This is a genomic window from Nonomuraea terrae (assembly GCF_044465245.1).
Taxonomy (GTDB): domain Bacteria; phylum Actinomycetota; class Actinomycetes; order Streptosporangiales; family Streptosporangiaceae; genus Nonomuraea; species Nonomuraea terrae.
On record NZ_JBITLL010000008.1, the window covers coordinates 264,242 to 282,187 of the forward strand.

A 17,946-nucleotide genomic window follows, 5' to 3' on the forward strand; every position below is an offset into this window, starting at 1 on the left:
CCAGTCTGCGATGATCAAGGGCGCGGCGGCACCACCGATACCGGTGCCGCCGCGCGATTGGTGACTCAATTTCCGTCGACCTGCTCACCGTTGGAGATGACCTGGTCATAGCGCTTGTTCCACTCGTCGCCGTTCTTCGTCAGCTCTTCGACGTCGATCGGGATGATCTCCACATCCTTGAGTGGGTCGTCTCCCTCGACGATGGCCGGGGTGAGCCCCTGCTTCACCAGAAGCGCCTGGCCCTCCTGGAGCAGCCAGTCCGTGAACAGCATGGCCGCGGCCGGATGCTTGGCCGTCTTCATCAGCCCGATGCCGTTGGGCCGGGCGATGACCGGCTGGACGAAGGGCAGGTAGTCGACGGGCGCGCCCTTGGCCTTGGCCTGCTCGACGATGTAGGAGTAGTTGGAGGCGGCGAGCGAGAACTGGCCGGCGGACAACAACTGGCCCTGCACGGTGTGGCCCTTGACGATCTTCGCGCCGCTGGCCATGCCCTCGAAGATCTTGTTGATCTCCTCGTCGGTCTTGCCCTGCTTCTCCCAGTACTTGAAGAGGGTCAGGTACCAGTCGGAGTCGCTGATCTCCATGGCCAGCTTGCCGTCCCACTTGGGGTCGGCAAGATCCTCCCAGGTCTTCGGCGCCTGCTCTGGGGTGACCAGCCCAGTATTCCAGCTCGGCGCGAACAGGTTGAACCGCGTCGCCGTCCATCCTTGCTGCCGACCGGCCTCCGGGACCATGCGGCGCCGCTCACTGTCGTAATCGGCGAGAACGCCCTCGGTGTTCAGGTCGAACAGCTCGGTCGCGTTGGTCTCCACCACGTCGTTGCCCTGGTAGCCGGCCTTCTGCTCCTGCACGACCCGCTGGAGCACCGTCTCCGACCCGGCGCGGTACATGCTCACCTTGACGTTGAACTGGGCCTCGAACGCCTTCAGAACCGCGTCGGCCACATCGCTCGTCATGGACGTGTAGAGGTCGAGGGTGCCTTCCTTCTCGGCGAGCGGGACGAGCTTGTCGCGCCGCTGCTGGCCGGTCATTCCGTTGACCTCGGTGTAGAGCTTCTCCGCCGCAGTGGGCCCGCCGCCGGACGCGGCCAGTGGTGCGGTGGCCGTGGGCGAGCCTCCGCAGCCTGAGAGCAGGAGTACGAGTGCGGACCCTGAGGCCAGCGCGCGCTTCGCGGGCCTGCCTCCACGGTGGCCCGACTGGGGAGCGGTGTTCACTTGACCTCCCGGCCTGACTGGACGATCTCTTCGTAGAGCGCGTCCCACTTCTTGGGGTTGTCGAGCATTTCCTTCTCGGGCACGGAGATCGTCGTGAGTCCGGCCAGAGGATCGTTCGCCGTGGGGATCGACCCGACCCGGAAGGACTCGTGCATGATCTTCTGTCCCTCACTGAGCTCGTAGTCGACGAACAGCACCGCCGCTGCCGGGTGTTGCGCCGTCTTCATCAGTGCCACGCCGTTGGGCCGTATCACGATGGGCTGCACCGGAGTCCCCGAGGCCGGATGCCAGCTCACCGGAGCGCCCTGGGCGGCGGCCTTGTCGATCGTGTGGCTGTAGGAGGAGGCAGTCACCGCGAACTGCCCGGCCGAGAGCAGCTCACCCTGCGCCGTGTGCCCCTTGGCGATCTTCGCGTTGGCGACGACCCGGTTGAACAGGTCACGGACCTCGGCGTCCGTCTTGCCCTGGTCGAGGTAGTACTTGTACATGGCGGCGAACCAGTCGACGTCGCCGACCTCCAGGGAGACGCGTCCCTTCCACTTCGGGTCGGCGAACTCCTCGAACGTCTTCGGTTCCTCGCCGGGCTTCACCCTGGTGGTGTTCCAGCCCACCACGAACACGTTGAACCGGGTAGCGGTCCAGCCGTCTGCCTGGCCCTCCTTGCGTACGGCGGCGCGCAGCGCGCCTTCGTACGGGTAGAGCATGTTCTGGTTGGCCATGACGTTGAGCTCGCCGGAGTTCGTCTCAGCCAGATCGTTGCCGTTGTAGTTCGCCTGCTGCTCCTGGAGCACGCGCTGAAGCACCGACTCTGAGTTCCCGCGGTAGACCTTCACCTCGATCGGGTAGGTCTTCTCGAATCCCTTGATGACCTTGTCCAGGTCGGTGTTCGAGGTGTAGATCGTGAGGGTGCCCTCTTGCTTTGCGAGGTCGACGAGGGCCTTGGTCCGTTCGTCACCCGTGAGCCCGTTGATTCGGTGGTAAACCTCCTGGGCCCTCGCGCTGGACTTGTCGGCCCCGTCGGCCGGCATGGGCCCTCCGGCTGTCGGCGAGGCGCCACAGGCTCCTAGGAGGAGGACAGCGGCGGCCACCGCCACCGATCCGAAGAATTTCTGGTGATGCATGGATGCTCTCCCGCGAGCTCGACTGGGCGGTGCGAGCACCGGCCCGGCGATGGTGCACTTTGTTTCCCCCGCGAGAAATAGTGCTCAGATGACGCCCGTCTCGATCTGGCCCAGATTGCAGTGCTGGCGCCACGGATCACGTGCGGCGATCTCCGGCCCGTCCCAGTTCCCCGTCTCGCCGGTGAGAGCTCCAGCCAGATGGTCATCGCACATTTTTGCCTCCTTTGAGCGAATTACCCGAGTACACACCTCGGTCGGACTAAAGGTCTAACCCTTTAGCCATACTTTTACCGGACCGTTACACAGCGGACAAGCCCCGGAGCGGTTTTCTTGATAGAGGTCCGGCCGTCTCTCATATCGCGGGCCGCTCAGACCAGCGGGACGCCGTGTCGCCCCCGGCCGGCGCGACTGCGCCGGTCAGGCCGCTCGGGGTACGCGAGGTGCCACGGCGACCAGGACTCGGGATCTGCGGGCGAGCGCCAGAGCCTCGCTCATCATTCCCGACGACCTCGATCCCGGCCGCGCGGAGGTCATGCACCACCGGAATCGCGTCGCTCCAAGCCGACCGCGACGAGTGTCGTCGACATTCGGGCCCTTCGTTGCCAGGCGACCCGCGTCTGCGAGGGCCGTGAGACTGGAATAGCCCTTCAGGCCCCAGGCCCTGAAACTCTTTGGTGAGGATCTAAGGTAATACCATTAGCCTGATCTAGGGAAGGGGTGCCATGGGTTCGGCAGATGACATGTTCCTCGCCCGCGTCCGCACCGCGCACCGGCGTGTCTTCCGGTCGCTCACCGTGCCCAACTACCGACGCTTCTTCACCGGTCACGCGGTGAGCGTGATCGGAACCTGGATGCAGCGGGTGGCACAGGACTGGCTCGTGCTCGAACTGACGGACTCACCCGTCGCGCTCGGCATCTCGACCGCGCTGCAGTTCCTGCCCACCCTCATGTTCGGCCTGTGGGGAGGTGTCCTCGTCGACCGGCTCGACCGGCGCCGCACGATCATGGCGACGCAGGCGGCCAGCGCCATCCTCGCGGCCGCCCTCGCGGTGCTCGTGCTGGGCAACCTGGTGCAGCTCTGGATGGTCTACGCACTCGCCCTCGGGCTCGGCCTGGTCACCGTCCTCGACGTGCCCGCGCGGCAGGCCTTCGTCACCGAGATGGTCACCCCGGAGAACTATGTGAACGCGCAGGCCCTGAACTCGGCGGTGCACAACGCCGGCCGCCTCGTCGGCCCGGCCATCGCCGGAGTCCTGATCGCGACCGTCGACGTCGGAGCGGCGTTCGCGGTCAACGCGCTGTCGTTCGTGGCGGTCCTGCTCGGGCTCGCGCGCATAAATCCTCGGGAGTTACACCGGGTCCCGGCCCTTCCCCGAGCCAAGGGCCAGGCCAGGCAGAGCCTGCGATATGTATGGGAGCACCCGGAGCTACGCGCGTGCCTGTTTCTCGTGGCCGTGGTCGCGCTGCTCGGCCAGAACTTTCGGGTTGTGTTCCCTCTGCTCGCCCGCGAGACCTTCGGCGGAGGCGCCGAGATCTACGGCTGGCTCACCTCCGCCCTCGGAGTGGGCGCGGTGCTCGGTGCCCTCGCGAGCGCCGCGCGCGTGGACGCCACCGCGTGGTCCCTGCTGTTGTGGACGTTCGCCTTCGCCGGCGTGAACGTCGCCGTCGCGGCCGCTCCCGCACTCGGCCTGGCGATGGCGGCGGTCGTCGCCCTCGGCATCGCGAACATCTGCTTCAACACGCTCGCCCGCACGCTGTTGCAGATCAGGGCGGATCCTACGATGCAGGGGCGGGTGATCGCCCTGCACAGCCTGGTATTTCTCGGCAGCACTCCTCTGGGAGCCCCCGTCACGGGGTGGGTGTGCGAGCAGTGGGGAGCACGCGCCGGACTCCTGCTGGCCGGGATCCCGGCGGGGCTCGCAGCCCTCGTGGTGTTGCCGTGGTTGCGGAAGGTACGCGCCGTGCGCGAGGAGTGACCCGCGGTCAGTCGATCGTGAGATCCGCCGGCCGCAGCCTCGCGTCTCTGCCGAATCCCATCCATGCAGTTCAGGCGGCATGCGAGTACTCGGTGGAGGACTCCGCCGGGCCGGTCTCGTCGGCGTACGTTCAGGTCGACGATCCGCTTGGGATCGGGGACGGCCCGTAGTGGGGCGGCTCGAGTCGGGTGCCGACGGCCTGGCAGCTCGGGTTGTAGCTCGCGACCAGCAAGAAGTCAGGGTGGGCTGCCAGCGACGCCCCGAGCCGCTCCATCGGCAGCATCAGGGGGCGTCGAGACGCCCTGCTCGTCCATGCGATCGGTCGGCTGGACGACCCCGGTCATTGCCCCGTCCTCTCATGATTACCAACGGCCGCCGGTGCCGGCCCCGTTTCGCCGCGCTAGGGGCTGGTCACCCGTCGCGCCGCACACGGTGAGCCGTTCGCTCAAGGTGGCTGGTCATCACCTCGCGAGCCGCCGCCTGGTCGCGATCCTTGATGGCGTAGGTGAGCGCCCGGTGCTCGTCGGTCCCTTGGTGTCCCATCGGCGCGTCGACGTGCGACTCCTGCAATGACATCAGCAGGGGACCGTGGAAGCTCTGGACCAGCATCTCGATGGCGGGGTTGTGCGTGCACGCCGCCACCCGGGTGTGGAACGCGGCCGACATCTCGATCGCGTATTCGCCCTTCTCGACGGCCTGCCGGCTCTCCTCGACCATGGTGAGCAGATCGGCGACGTCCTCCTCGGTCGCTCGTTCGACGACCAGGGGAAGGATGCCCAGTTCCACGACGATGCGCGCCTCGGTGACGTTCGCCGCCGTCAGGGGCGTCAGTGAGATGAGGTCGGCGAGTCCGGCACCGAGGCGCTCCGCTGAAGGCGAGGTCAGGAAGGCGCCGCCGTGCGAACCGACTTTGATCGTGACGAGCCCGCTGGCCTCCAGCACGCGCAGGGCCTCACGCACGGTCACCCGGCTGACGCCGAAACGCTGACACAACTCGCGTTCGCTGGGCAGGCGATCGCCAGAGCTCAGCCGCCCGTCACGGATGAGATGTTTGATCTGGTCGACGATGACCTGCGAGACACGGTCGACGTTGACACGGCTGAAGAGTTCCGACGGCTCGGCGCTGCTCCCGGATCTCGTTGTCCCCATTTGCGCACTCCTCAAGGCCATCGTGGGGCAAGACGTTGCCAGGCACCCCATGCAGGTTGTAGCCGATGGTAGGGCATTCAGGGCTAATGGTATGTCCCTTGCACTTCGGGGCGGTAACCTGCGCGGCGTGTGCGCCGAGCGGCTCGACGGGCGACACCCGGAGCAGGCGCACCCAGACGGCGATGCCCCACCTGCCCGTTCGATCGGGGCGTTTGTTGACGTGACGCAGACATTGGTCTTACCGTTGTACCACATGAAAATGGAGGTTTCGGTGACAAAAGATGCGCACGTTTCGGACAGCATGGCGAAGAACTTCGCCCGCGAGAAGAACACCCCGTATGCCTCATGGGTCCGCAACGAGGGTCTGGACATCATCTCCGCCCACTACATCCCTGACCTCAACACGGTCGAGCTGAAACCCTGGGATCGCCGCGGCGGGCGCGGTGTCTTCATCAACCACGAAGCCTCCCGCACGTCCAACGACTGCTATGTGTGCGAGATCCCCGCCGGCGGCAAGCTGGCCCCGCAGCGCCAGCTCTTCGAAGAGATGATCATGGTGCTCTCCGGCAACGGCTCGACCAGCGTATGGAACGACGCCGGCAAGAAGGTCACCTTCGAGTGGGGCCCGGGCTCCCTCTTCGCGATTCCGCTCAACACCTGGCACCAGCACTTCAACGGCTCGGGGACCACCGCCGCCCGCTTCGTCTCCTCGACGAACATGCCCCCGGTGCTGAACATGTACGACGAGCCGGAGTTCGTCTTCGGCACCGCACACGACTTCGTCGGCCGTTTCAACGGCGAGCCCGACTACTTCGCCGACAAGGATGAGGTCGAGGGCCTGCTCCTCAAGACGAACTTCGTCGCCGACGCCGTGAACCTCCCGCTCATCCACGCCAAGGAGCGCGGTGCGGGCGGAGGCCACATCCGCTTCATGATGGCCAAGGGCTCCATGAACAGCCACATCTCGCAGTTCCCCATCGCGACGTACAAGAAGGGTCACCGCCACGGCCCGGGCGCGCACGTCATCATCATGAGCGGTGAGGGCTTCAGCCTGATGTGGCCTGAGGGCGAGGAGCCGAAGCGCTACGACTGGAAGCCGGGCACGCTCATCGTCCCACCCAACATGTGGTTCCACCAGCACTTCAACACCGGCGACAGTCCTGCCCGGTACCTGGCGTTCAAGCACGAGGTGGTCTCGATCCGCAACGCCCAGGGCGTGCCGAAGGCCTGGATCAGCCGGCGGATCGGCGGTGATCAGATCGACTACGCCGATGAATCCCCCATCGTCCGCGACACCTTCGCCAAGGCGCTCGCCCAGAAGGGGCTGACCCCCCAGATGGACGCCGCCTACGCGGCCGAGCTCGAGGACCTGCCGCCGATGCCGGGCGAGAGCACCGCCACCGCATGAGCGCCGGGCACGGGCACGGGCACCATGATTACGTCGACGGCGCTGGGCGCGACCACGACCACGAGCCCGACGTCCCGCTGGACGAGAACCCGATCTGGCAGCAGGACAACGTCACGCTGCACAGCGTCGGCGTGGACATCGGCTCCTCAGGCACCCAGCTCGCGTTCTCGCGGCTCCATCTCCGGCGGCTGAGCGAGGACCTCACCAGCCGGTACATCGTGGTCCGGCGTGAGTCGCTCTACGAGTCGCCGGTCCACTTGACGCCGTTCGGCGCGGACCTGCAGATCGACGCGGCCCACCTCGGCGTGCTCCTCGACGAGGCGTACGCCGAGGCGCGGGTCACGCCCGAGATGATCGACACCGGTGCGGTCATCCTCACCGGCGAGGCGCTCCGCCGCCGCAACTCCGAGGCGATCGCCGAGGTGGTCAGCGAGCGTGCGGGCGACCTGGTCTGCGCGATGGCCGGTCATCACATGGAAGCCATGCTCGCCGCCTACGGCTCAGGTGCCGTCAGGGCGTCGAGCCGGGAGCACGGCCGCCTGCTCAACATCGACATCGGCGGTGGCACCACCAAACTTGCCCTGGTGGAGGACGGGCGGATCGTCGAGACGGCGGCGTTCCACGTCGGCGGCCGTCTCATCGCGGTCACCGACGGCGTGGTCACCCGGATCGAGCCCGGCGGCCGCCGACACGCTCTGCGGGCCGGGCACGACCTGGCGCTCAGCTCACCGGTGACCGACGACCAGCTCGATGACGTGGCCGTGCTCATGGCAGGTGAGCTGCTGGAAGTTCTCAATGGGCAGCACACCGAGGCCACGGAGGGACTGTGGCTCACGGAGCCGCTCAGCATCCCGGAGCGGCTCGACGGCATCGTCTTCTCGGGCGGCGTGGCCGAGTACCTCTACGGCACCCAGACCGCCGACTTCGGCGACCTCGGCCGTCGACTCGGCGGTGAGCTGCGACGCAGCGCGGAAGGCGGGCTCCTCCCCGCACCCGTGCTACCCGCTGCCGAGCGCATCCGCGCGACGGTGCTCGGCGCCTCGCAGTACACCGTGCAGCTCAGCGGCATCACCAGTCACCTCGACTCGGCCGAGCGGACCCTTCCCCGGCGCAACCTCCCAGTGGCGCGGCCCACGTACGTTCTCGGGGACACCGTCGACTCCGGAGCCATGGCCGACGCGCTCAGGGAGCACCTCGGCCGATTCACGCAGGCCGACGGCGATCTCGCCGTCGCCCTGTCGTGGAGCGGTGACCCCGAGTATCACCGGCTGCGTGCTTTCGGCGAAGGCATCGTCAAGGGGCTGTCGTCACGACTCGCCGCCGGTGAGCGGCTCTACCTCGTGGTGGAGGGCGACATCGCCCGGACGCTCGGCCGGATCCTGCGCGACGAGCTGGGGGTCGAGAACGACCTCCTGATCCTCGACGGCCTGCTCCTGCACGACTTCGACTACGTCGACCTCGGGCTCGTCCGCCAGCCCTCGGGCACGGTGCCGGTGACGATCAAGTCGCTGGTCTTCAACGACATGGATGCCGCTGGCGGCGCGTGCTCACTGGAGCTCCCCAAGCTCCAGTGAGCTCCTCACTCCCGCATCTTTGGGCGGTTTCCCATTCGCTACGCCTGTACCGCGTCCCGCTCGAAACACGATTCCGTGCCCTGAGCTGGGGTTTTGCTGCGCGATCAGAGCGGCGGCTACGACCATCACAAGGTGTTGTCATCGCTGGACTACCCGTTGGTGAGGTGTGCGCCTGCCGATGACGCGGTCAGGGGCGCTGACCAAGCGATCACGGACGCCATCGATCAGCAGCTCAGGCAGCGCGATGACGACTCGGACGAGACTACGGGCTAATCGCACGCTAATTGCACAAGATCGGCAACAGGCTCAGAAACGCTCAAGGTCAGGTCGGGAAAGCACCCCTGACCTGGCCTTTTGAGTCGAGAGCGGGTGACGGGAATCGAACCCGCGCTGTCAGCTGGGGAAGTCTTTCAAGATCACGTGTCCTGAGCTGGAAACACTGACCGGGGCGTACGTGAGGTGAGTGCCACCGAGTCCCCGCTGATCGCTGTCCGAACGGGCACGCGTTCTTCCAGTCCGTGGTCTCCGATCTACGGACCAGGACAGTTCAGAGCCAGGCGCCATGCTGTTCATCGGAAGTCCTGGGGACCAGGGCTACGGTAACGCTCCCTCCAACAGGGCGTTAAGGTGCACGCCCTCGCGCCGGAGTTGCGTCAGGAAAAGGACCAGCACTGCGCCGGCCAAGTAATGCAGGAATGGCCCGCGCTCCACCAGGTCCCATCCGACGAAACGGAGTGCGTACACGCAGTTGTCCGAGACGATCTCGAAGGCGTCGGGGATGGTGAACACTATGGCGACCACCACGAAAAGGGCCGCCGTCAGCCATCCGGCGAGTGTTCCCCACCTGCTCCGAAGGGCGAGGGTCGCGCTCAGTCCCAGCGCCATCGTCAGGCTGGGCCAGCCGTACGACTCCGCGGACACGACCTGCCAGTTGATCTCCATCAGCCAGCCGACATCCTCGTAGCCAGGTGGCCCAGCGTATACGGGAGCGTCTTCGGCCAGAGCAAAAGGACAGCGGATGAACACCGTCCTGTAGATCTCCTCTTTAGGGAAATGGCGCCAGATGGTGCGCGAGGCGGGAGCCGCCAGAGCCGCCAGAGTCAGCAGGGGCACTCCCCAACGAGGAGGAATCGCCGGTAACGGAAGCAAGAGACCGCCAGGTGGTCGCAGGATAGAGCGCCCAGCCTAAAGCCCCCCGGCACGGTGTCTGATCATCCCGTCTGGTACCCGTGGCCCTGGCCCGCTCGGGCTTGTCCCGGGTCGATGGCGAAATGCTCAGGCTTCCACCTCAGCCACTTACGGACCTCAGGCCCACGCGCGATCATCCCGGAGCCGGAGTGCCCCCGCCGGAGGCAAATGGTGTGCAAGGCCGTACAACGCAGTGGACCCGACGTGGCTGTGGGAGTTGATCCCTACTTTGGCAGCACCGTTCGAAGGACGGCAGGGAGCGTGGGCGCGTGGAGCTCGCTTTTGAGGATGTCGCTTGGATCGCCCATGACTATGGGCTCCTTGGCATTTGGTGCCTGACCTTTGTTCGTGGGCTTGACGAGTCTGAGGCGCTTCGACGTGCGGGCGTGGGAGAGCGGAGTATCCGGCCTCTTCGATATGAGGAATTGACGGATCCGAGGCTGTTCCCCCCCGACGTGGTTTTGGCGGGACGACTGGATGGCTGGACTGTGCTCATCGAGGTGTTCGGCTGGGCGGCGTTGGACGCTTTGCCGACGCTGTCAGTCGGGACCGAGGCCGTGTCGGTGCGGCGACATGATGATGCGACCGACCGCTTTGCCTACGCCGTTGACGGAGAGCTGGTGACCGCTTTCGACCCGATGATTCCCGCATGGCGTTCTGGAAGTGATCCGGGTCGTCTGGTGAATGTGATGAGGGACGTGGGCTTTGACCCTGCGTACGAGCCGGGGGGCGAAGACGAAGATGAGGCGGAGGAGACCGGGGAGTGGGAGTTTGATCAGCCGACGGTAGATGGGGCTCTGCTGCTGGCGGCGAGGTTGACCGGTGTCATGTTGACGCCGGACGTCTTGAACGGCCTGCTGCTGGGAGGCGATGTCGCGGCTCGTCGGCATCAGGACTGATGCGGCGGCGTGCCGGTGGTCGGTGCGGCGGGCTGGCACGGCCCGCAGCATTCGAGGGCTCAAGAGAGGTGAGGGGAACCGCATCCGGTTTCAGCGGCATGGCGAGACGCGGACCTACCCGGAGGTCTTCCCGACGCGAGCAGAAGCCGAGCGGGCGCTGTGGCGGATGATCGACACCGGCCAGGCCGACTGCGCGCAGGATCGACGCTCCCGGGCCTTCGTGCTCCTGGCCACGTTCGCGAGCCTGCGTTGGTGCGAGATCACCGCACTGACCCGACCCGATCTCGACGCAGGGACGGCCCGCGTGCGTATGTGGAACGCTCCACTGGTGAACTGGTTCTTGGCTCGCCCAAGTCCAAGGCCGGCAAGCGTATCGTCGGCATCCCGCAGGCGATCCTCCCAGCTCTGCGAGAGCACCTGCGGCTCTATGTGAGACCCGAAGCCGGATCGCTGATTTTCAGCGGAATCAAGGGCGTCCCCATGCGCCGGAGCGGGTCCGACAAGCTGTCCGGCTGGATGGAGGCCGTACGGGCGATCGGCGTCCCGGGGCTGCACTTCCATGATCTCCGTCACACGGGCAACATGATCGTGGCGGGCTCAGGCGCGGGCCTCAAGGACCTCATGGCACGGATGGGACACGACACCGTCCGTGCCGCGATGATCTACCAGCACGCTGTCCGGGGAGCCGACAAGCTGATCACCGAAGCCATCGACAAGCACCTCATCGGGCATGAACCGGCACGTGTCAACCTACGCGACACACACGGGAACCCGATGATTGGCCGACTCTAGATATGGACTATAAAGTCCATTGGGGGCGTCCTGCGTCAGATCGACTCGGTAACGCGTACCAAGTCAGCGAGGCACAGGAATTTCCTCGTCGTCATCAGCGCCGGTGAAATGACGCAGCACTACGACGTACCACCAGGAACGACAGTGTGCAGCTCCCACACGAAGCCCCACAGGTACGACGTGGCATACGATCGATACGGTTGCCACGGCTCACCCCGCTGCTCCGCGGCCTTCGGCGTGATCAGGCCGTCCAGTTGATCGAGTGCGGTGATCGCTTCGCGCACAGTAAGGTCGCCGGCCGGGAAGATGTCCGGTCTGCGCAGGTAATGCAGCATGAACCGTTGCGCGGACGACGGACCGATACCGGGTACGGCCACGAGGTTGGCGTGGATTTCGGCATCCGTCATGGTCACGAGTTTGTCCAGCTCCAGCAGACCGTCATCCACGCGTTCGGCGAGTGCCCGGATCGTCCTGGCTTTCTGGTGAGACAATCCGACATCGCGCAGGGTCTGCTCGTCGGTCGAGACGACACGCTCTGCAGTGATGGCGCCACCGAATCGCGCGACCAGTCGATGGTAGATCGCCAAGCTGGATGCTCTGCTGAGCTGCCGCGAGGTGACAGCGAAGGAGAACCATTCGAGCGGACTGTCCACCGTAACGGGCAGATGCGCGTCGTAGGCATCGATCGGTCCAGTCGACTGCACCCATCGCGCGAGTGAGTCGTCGAGCGAGCCCAAGTAGTCAGCAGCTGCATGCTGCTCCTTGGTCGCACGCTTCCCCGTCCGGGTCATGGTCACGGCACCAGCCTCGCAAACTTGGACGCTATAGTCCAGTAGAGGTTTTATACTCTGGACGGACCAGCTAGACATCTTGGTACATGATGAGGGCAGGAAACTGTCTCGCCAGCCTGCGAGCTCAATGACTGCCGGCACGTTCTCCTGCACGCCTGGCACTGACGCGATGCCCTTGGGCTGTCCAGTCGAGCCAACAACGAGGATGGAGTGATTGTCATGTCGGCACGTACAGCTCTGATCACGGGCGGCACCAGCGGGATCGGGAAGGCGACCGCGCGGACTCTGCACGAGCGCGGTTACCGCGTCGCTGTCACCGGACAGCGTCAGGAGAGCGTCGCTCGGGCGCGGGAGGAGTTGCCCGACGATGTCCTGGTCTTGCAAGCTGACGTACGGTCGCTCTCGGACACTGACCGGGTCGTGTCCGAAGTCGGAGCGCAATTCGGCAATCTGACCACGCTGTTCCTGAACGCCGGCGTGAACCATCCGATGACGCTGGAGGATTGGGACGAAGCCGCGTACGACGAAGTGTTCGCCGTCAACACCAAAGGGGTGTTCTTCACCCTGGTCAAGGCGTTGCCGTTGCTGTCCGACGGTGCTTCGGTCATCGTCACCGTGGGGATCGGAGCAACACGCTGCCTGACCGGTAGCAGCGTCGCTGCCGGGTCCCACGGCGCGATGCTGGCCATGATCCCGACTCTGGCCCTCGAGCTCGCGCCGCGCCGCATCCGCATCAACGCGGTCAGCCCGGGAATGACCGACACCCCGATGACGCGGGCCTCGATCCGGACGGGAACCGAAGACGTCGCAGGGACGATGACGGCGATGGCCGAGCACAACCCGTTCGGCCGCCTCGGGACGCCAGAAGACGTCGCCGGGACGGTCGCTTTCCTGGCTTCGGACGATGCTGCGTACGTCACCGGGCAAGAGATCGTCGTGTCCGGGGGCGCAGGCTTGGCCATCTGACGCGATGGGTGGACGTGGTCAAGGACATGGGTCTGCCCGGCCTGCACTTCCATGATCTCCGTCACACGGGGAACATGCTGGCCGCGATGTCGGGGGCCGGCCTCAAGGACCTGATGGCGCGGATGGGGCACGACAACGTCAGGGCGGCCATGATCTACCAGCACGCGGTCAGGGGCGCCGATCAAGCGATCACGAACGCCATCGATCAGCAGCTCAAGCAGGATGACGATGACGGTTCATCAGAGGCGTTGGCCCCCGTGGGCCAATTGCACGTTAGTTGCACGGAAGATCGAGAACAGCATCGGAAACGATCAAAGCCAGATCGGGAATCCATCCCTGACCTGGCTTTCGTACTGAGAGCGGGTGACGGGAATCGAACCCGCGCTGTCAGCTTGGGAACTCTTTCGCGCTTATGGACCCGAACAGGGAAGACACCGACCTGAGCATATGCCGGTCGAGTGGCCGTGTGTCCCCGTGACTCTCCGCCGATTGCTCTACGAACGGGCACGCCAACGACATCGCTATCCAGGTCCTCTTCGAACGAGCGCTCGGCCTCCGCCGGTGCGCTACTCACTGATGGCGGCGTTCTTGACGTGAGCATGCCGGCCATGACGGGTAGGAGGATAAGAGGTAGGATAAAGAGCATGAGTGAGCCTACTGGAAAGTATTCGATCACCATGCCTCGCGACATTGCCGAGGCCGCCCGGTCCCGGAGCGGCCCTTCCGGCCTGTCCGCCTACGTTGCCGCCGCCGTCGCCCGCCAGATCGAGCGCGACAACCTCAACGAACTCATCCAGGTCGCCGAGGCCGAGCACGGCCCCATCACCGACGATGAGGTCCAGGCACTGCGCGACCAACTCCACCAGGCTCGGCAGGGACAGGCCAAGGGTGGGGCGGCCGCGTGACCCGTGCTCCCGCCGCTCCCGGTGGCAGCCTCGTTCTCGACAGCGAGGGACTGGCCAAGGCCGTGCTACGTGACCGCACGGTCACCGCATGGCTTGCTCTCGCCCGTGCCGACGACCTTCGCGTCATCACCTCTGCCGCCACCCTCGTCGAGGTGGTGCACCCCCGCGTCAACCGGCCGGCCCTGGAGTGGACACTTTCCCGCCTTGTTGTCGAGCCGGTCACCGAACCAATCGCCCGCCACGCCGCTACGCTCTTGTCCGATGCCGGCCTGCACGGGCACAAGTACGCCATTGATGCCATGCTCAGTGCCACCGCCCTCGCTGCCCCAGGTCCTGTCACGGTCCTCACCTCCGACCCCGAGGATCTCGCCGCCCTCTGCGGCGTACGCGTCACTGTCATCAAGGTCTGAGTCCCCTGCTGGCTCCGCCGGGCGAACAGTCGACATGAATGGACAGGAGATCAGAAGTCCAGGTGGGTCTGTCTAGATAACGGCTCTGCCTCTTCTTACAGCCCCGTCCAGGTGCCGAATCCATCGGTCTACCTGGGCTTTCACGTTGAGAGCGGGTGACGGGAATCGAACCCGCGCTGTCAGCTTGGGAACCGGCTAGTGATCTTGGCGTCCTGGCCCGGGAAAAGTCAGCACGGATCGCTTGCCCGTGAGTGACTGTGAGAGACCGCGACTGTCCGACTGTTCTGGCACGGATCTGGCACGCCATCGAGGTCTTCCGCGTCGCGGCATTGTCCGTCGAGCCAGGCACCATGCACGGGAAGCCGCCGACCTGATCCTCGATGGCTACTGTTCCACCGACAGCTTCTGGTACTTCCAGGCCTGGCTGATCGGGCTTGGCCGTGACACCTTCGAGCTCGTAGTAGCCGACCCCGACAACCTGGCCGACGTACCCGAGGTGCGACGGCCGGCAGACCGTCCAAGGCAGGACTGGGCCGATGATGAGTGGCCAGAGTGGGAGGCGTTGTCCTACGTGGCCGCCGGAGCCTACGAAGAGGCCACCGGTGCAGAAGAGGGCGTCTATGACGCGATGGCAGAGCGCGGGTACGCCGACCAGAGCGATCTCAACCCCACAGGACTTCCGCGGGACCCCCGGAATCCGGCAGAGGTGGCACGGAGATTCCCCCGGCTAAGCCGCATGTTCCCACTGCATAGGTCAGAGCCTTGATCTCATCCTTGGGGAACGTCAAGACTGTAGGCCCATGGCACTCGCCTGGCATCCCCTGACACCAGATCTCATCGGTACGATGACGGCCCTCGCTCGTGCGCCATGGGACGAGAGGGAGGGTTCGACCGAGCATGGTCACAAGCTGGTCCCTCCCGGCGCTTCCGTAGTCGACTTCGTCAGAGACATCACCAACTGGCCTGTCTTCAATATTGGCGACTGGGAGATGGCTGGGCCGCGCACCCAGCGGGCCGGCTGCCTCGAGGCGGGAGCATGGCCAGAGGCCCCCTCCCGGGTCCGGGAGGTGGCCTCTGGCCTGCCTGGTGCTACGTCTGTCGAACCAGTGGTTTGCTCAGTGGAACTGCTGGGTGGCTACGCGGTCGCGTGGCAGGAGGCGAGCACGCCGACCGCCCCCTTCCCGGTGTCCTTCAGGGGAAGCTTCGTCGACGCGGCCGGGCACTTGGGGACCGTGAGGTCGTAGACGCCGCGGCCGAACGTCGCCGTGGTGAGCTGCCGGCTCTGCTCGTGGTAGCGCAGGTACATGATCGGCGCCTGCGGCAGGTTCGTGCCGAGCGCGGCCCACTCGCCGCCGTTCCACGCCGACATGAACGCCCCGACGTCGGTGCCGACCAGCAGCAGCCCGTCGGAGGTCGGGACGACGGAGTTCACCGGGGCGTCCGGCAGACCCTGGCCGATGTCGCTCCAGGTCCGGCCACCGTCGCGGGTGATCATCACGTGCGCGCGGTCGCTGCCGGAGCGGAACCCGGAGAACGTCGCGTAGGCGATGTTCTTGTCGGTCGGGTGCACCGCCACCCGGGTCACCCAGGTGCCAGGCACCTGTGCCGGGTCCACCCGGTTCCAGGTGCCGCCCAGGTCGTCGGTCCACCACAGCCGGCCGTCGTCGGTGCCGACGTAGAGCTTGTTGCCGTCGGTGGGCGCGGCCGCGATCGTGGTGATCGTGCCCCACGGGTAGCCGGACGGGTCGTTGGGGCCGCCGCCGGTGAGGTCGGGGCTGATCGGCGTCCAGGTGCGACCGTTGTCGGTGGACCGGTTGACGATGTTGCCGGCGTAGTACATGACGTTCGGGTCGCTCGGGTCGAACTGCAACGGGGTTTGCCAGTTGCGCCGTTGGGACGTCGTCTGCCCGGAGCCGATGGTCTGCCGCGGCGCTGCGCCGGAGTTCTCCGACCGGTAGCAGCTGCCGTACTGGCTGCACCCGAAGACGATGTTCGGCTGCTCCGGGTGGATGATGACCTGCAGGCCGTCGCCGCAGCCGATGTCGTCCCAGTCGCCGCCGACGCCGGTGTAGCCGCGGTTGCAGCCGTTGTCCTGGGCGCCGCCCACCTTCAGCACCGGGTCGGTCTCCGCGACGTCCACGGTGTAGAACTGGGTGTACGGCTCGTACGTGGACTTGACCCAGTCGCTGCCCCCGTTGGCCTCCGATCGGTAGAAGCCGCCGTCGTTGCCCAGGTAGACCCGGCCGGGCACCTTGGGGTCCCAGCGCATGGCGTGCTGGTCGGCGTGCACCCCGCCCACGGAGGAGAAGCTCTGCGCGCCGTCGGTGGAGCGCCTCAGGTTGACGCCGGTCAGGAAGACGTGGTCGGCGTTGGTGGGGTCGACGTAGAGCTTGCCGAACCACCAGCTGAACGTGGACTGCGACGCCTGGCCGGCGGTGACCGGGGTCTGGGTCCAGGTGTCGCCGCCGTTGTCGGAGCGGTAGAAGGCGCGGAACGGGCCGAGCGCGGTGCCGACGTACGCGTAGAGGCGCTGCGGGTTGTTCGGGGCGAGGGCTATGCCCCAGCGACCCTGGTCCGCGTCGGTGGGCAGGCCGTTGGTCATCCGCTGCCAGGTCGCGCCGCCGTCGTCGGAGCGCCAGAGACTGGAGCCGGGGCCGCCGTAGGTGCGCTGGTGCGGCTCGCGCAGGTGGTCCCACATCGCTGCGTACATCCGGCGGGGGTTGGTCGGGTCGATGACGACCTCGGTGGCGCCGGTGGTGGGGTTCGGCGGCGCGAGCACGAGCTGCCAGCTGTCCCCGCCATCCTCCGAGAGGTAGACGCCGCGCTCGCCGCCGGGCATGAAGAGGTTGCCGCTGGCCGCGGCGAAGATGCGATCTTCGTTGCTCGGGTCGATGGCGAAGCGAGCGATGGCGTGGCTGTCCCTGAGGCCGACGTGCTGCCAGGTCTTCCCGCGGTCCTTCGAGCGGTAGATGCCGTCACCGCCGAAGGTGATCGAGCCGCCGCCCGGCTGAGGCTCGCCGGTGCCGGCGAAGAGGACGCCCTTGCTGGTCATCGCGACCGCGCCCATGCTCTGCGTGCCGTCGTCCGGCCACGCCGTTTCGAACGTCGCGCCGGCGTCGCTGGATTTCCAGATGCCTCCGGAGGCGGCGGCGATGAAGACCTGGTCCGGCACCTGCGGGTCGACGGCGATGTCGACGACCCGCCCGCCGATGTTGCTCGGGCCGAAGAAGTTCCACTTCCGCTCGGCCAGGGGGCGGTACGCATTGAGGGTGCGTGCGGCGATCTGCTTGGCCTCGCCGCGGGCCTTGGTGTACTTCGCGGTGGAGAGATCGGTGCTGCCGTCGCTCATCCGCTGGGCGGTCATCCACTCGTCGGGCAGCTCCATCGGCCCGGTGGGGGTGTTGGTGGCTAAAGATAACTCCTGGGCGGGTCGAGGTGTCGAGGATGCGGTCAGCGCGACCGAGGCGAATAACGCGAGCGCCGCTGTGATGCCGAGGCCGCGATATCGTCGGACGAACGTGAGGTTCATGCGGATCTCCCTGTCCACACGTCG

At 66.3% G+C, this 17,946-nt stretch carries 17 protein-coding genes; 10 read left to right on the forward strand and 7 right to left on the reverse strand.

The window, feature by feature from the left end:
• Positions 1–65: 65 nt before the first annotated feature.
• From ACIBP6_RS39550 to ACIBP6_RS39560, 3 genes are all read right to left on the reverse strand, one after another.
• Entirely contained in the window at positions 66–1,214 is a 1,149-nt protein-coding gene (locus ACIBP6_RS39550; protein ID WP_397059398.1) for an ABC transporter substrate-binding protein, read from the reverse strand.
• Complete coding sequence (locus ACIBP6_RS39555) at positions 1,211–2,242, reverse strand: ABC transporter substrate-binding protein (protein WP_397059400.1); 1,032 nt, start codon at positions 2,240–2,242, stop codon at positions 1,211–1,213. The genes ACIBP6_RS39550 and ACIBP6_RS39555 overlap by 4 nt, the downstream gene beginning before the upstream one ends.
• Positions 2,243–2,419: 177 nt before the next feature.
• Entirely contained in the window at positions 2,420–2,548 is a 129-nt protein-coding gene (locus ACIBP6_RS39560; RefSeq protein ID WP_397059402.1) for a hypothetical protein, read from the reverse strand.
• A 509-nt stretch (positions 2,549–3,057) separates the two neighbouring features.
• On the opposite strand from ACIBP6_RS39560, the gene ACIBP6_RS39565 reads away from it, so the two are divergent.
• Entirely contained in the window at positions 3,058–4,311 is a 1,254-nt protein-coding gene (locus tag ACIBP6_RS39565) for an MFS transporter (RefSeq protein WP_397059403.1), read from the forward strand.
• 411 nt (positions 4,312–4,722) lie between these two features.
• On the opposite strand, the gene ACIBP6_RS39570 is transcribed toward ACIBP6_RS39565, so the two are convergent.
• The gene (locus ACIBP6_RS39570; protein WP_397059405.1) at positions 4,723–5,511 is read right to left on the reverse strand and encodes a FadR/GntR family transcriptional regulator; all 789 of its coding nucleotides are present in this window, start codon (positions 5,509–5,511) and stop codon (positions 4,723–4,725) included.
• A 76-nt stretch (positions 5,512–5,587) separates the two neighbouring features.
• On the opposite strand from ACIBP6_RS39570, the gene ACIBP6_RS39575 reads away from it, so the two are divergent.
• Together ACIBP6_RS39575 and ACIBP6_RS39580 are read left to right on the forward strand one after the other, a co-directional pair.
• Entirely contained in the window at positions 5,588–6,868 is a 1,281-nt protein-coding gene (locus ACIBP6_RS39575) for a hypothetical protein (RefSeq protein WP_397059407.1), read from the forward strand.
• A complete protein-coding gene (locus ACIBP6_RS39580) occupies positions 6,865–8,442 on the forward strand; it encodes an ethanolamine ammonia-lyase reactivating factor EutA (RefSeq protein ID WP_397059409.1) in 1,578 nt (525 codons plus the stop codon). The genes ACIBP6_RS39575 and ACIBP6_RS39580 overlap by 4 nt, the downstream gene beginning before the upstream one ends.
• 594 nt (positions 8,443–9,036) lie before the next feature.
• Here the strand turns inward: ACIBP6_RS39580 and ACIBP6_RS39585 are convergent.
• On the reverse strand, positions 9,037–9,555 hold the full coding sequence (locus tag ACIBP6_RS39585; protein ID WP_397059411.1) for a hypothetical protein: 519 nt from the start codon (positions 9,553–9,555) through the stop codon (positions 9,037–9,039).
• Between the two features lie 344 nt (positions 9,556–9,899).
• On the opposite strand from ACIBP6_RS39585, the gene ACIBP6_RS39590 reads away from it, so the two are divergent.
• Together ACIBP6_RS39590 and ACIBP6_RS39595 are read left to right on the forward strand one after the other, a co-directional pair.
• Positions 9,900–10,529 (forward strand): DUF6461 domain-containing protein, encoded by a 630-nt coding sequence (locus ACIBP6_RS39590; RefSeq protein WP_397059412.1) that lies wholly within the window; start codon positions 9,900–9,902, stop codon positions 10,527–10,529.
• A gap of 312 nt (positions 10,530–10,841) precedes the next feature.
• Positions 10,842–11,321, forward strand: coding sequence for a tyrosine-type recombinase/integrase (locus tag ACIBP6_RS39595; RefSeq protein ID WP_397059414.1), 480 nt, complete (start codon positions 10,842–10,844; stop codon positions 11,319–11,321).
• Positions 11,322–11,440: 119 nt separating this feature from the next.
• Here ACIBP6_RS39595 and ACIBP6_RS39600 read toward each other — a convergent pair whose 3' ends face one another.
• A complete protein-coding gene (locus ACIBP6_RS39600; RefSeq protein ID WP_397060268.1) occupies positions 11,441–12,112 on the reverse strand; it encodes a DNA-3-methyladenine glycosylase family protein in 672 nt (223 codons plus the stop codon).
• A gap of 219 nt (positions 12,113–12,331) precedes the next feature.
• Here ACIBP6_RS39600 and ACIBP6_RS39605 point away from each other — a divergent pair, with 219 nt between their 5' ends.
• The 5 genes from ACIBP6_RS39605 to ACIBP6_RS39625 all read left to right on the forward strand — a co-directional run bounded on the left by ACIBP6_RS39605 (position 12,332) and on the right by ACIBP6_RS39625 (position 15,159).
• Positions 12,332–13,078 (forward strand): SDR family oxidoreductase, encoded by a 747-nt coding sequence (locus tag ACIBP6_RS39605; protein ID WP_397059416.1) that lies wholly within the window; start codon positions 12,332–12,334, stop codon positions 13,076–13,078.
• A gap of 8 nt (positions 13,079–13,086) precedes the next feature.
• On the forward strand, positions 13,087–13,521 hold the full coding sequence (locus ACIBP6_RS39610) for a hypothetical protein (RefSeq protein ID WP_397059417.1): 435 nt from the start codon (positions 13,087–13,089) through the stop codon (positions 13,519–13,521).
• Between the two features lie 234 nt (positions 13,522–13,755).
• Complete coding sequence (locus ACIBP6_RS39615; RefSeq protein WP_397059419.1) at positions 13,756–13,983, forward strand: CopG family transcriptional regulator; 228 nt, start codon at positions 13,756–13,758, stop codon at positions 13,981–13,983.
• Entirely contained in the window at positions 13,980–14,393 is a 414-nt protein-coding gene (locus tag ACIBP6_RS39620) for a type II toxin-antitoxin system VapC family toxin (RefSeq protein ID WP_397059420.1), read from the forward strand. The genes ACIBP6_RS39615 and ACIBP6_RS39620 overlap by 4 nt, the downstream gene beginning before the upstream one ends.
• A gap of 247 nt (positions 14,394–14,640) precedes the next feature.
• The gene (locus ACIBP6_RS39625) at positions 14,641–15,159 is read left to right on the forward strand and encodes a DUF4240 domain-containing protein (RefSeq protein WP_397059422.1); all 519 of its coding nucleotides are present in this window, start codon (positions 14,641–14,643) and stop codon (positions 15,157–15,159) included.
• A gap of 369 nt (positions 15,160–15,528) precedes the next feature.
• Here the strand turns inward: ACIBP6_RS39625 and ACIBP6_RS39630 are convergent, their stop codons facing one another.
• Positions 15,529–17,922: a WD40/YVTN/BNR-like repeat-containing protein gene (locus ACIBP6_RS39630; RefSeq protein ID WP_397059423.1), complete on the reverse strand. Its 2,394-nt coding sequence runs from the start codon at positions 17,920–17,922 to the stop codon at positions 15,529–15,531.
• Between the last annotated feature and the right edge of the window lie 24 nt (positions 17,923–17,946).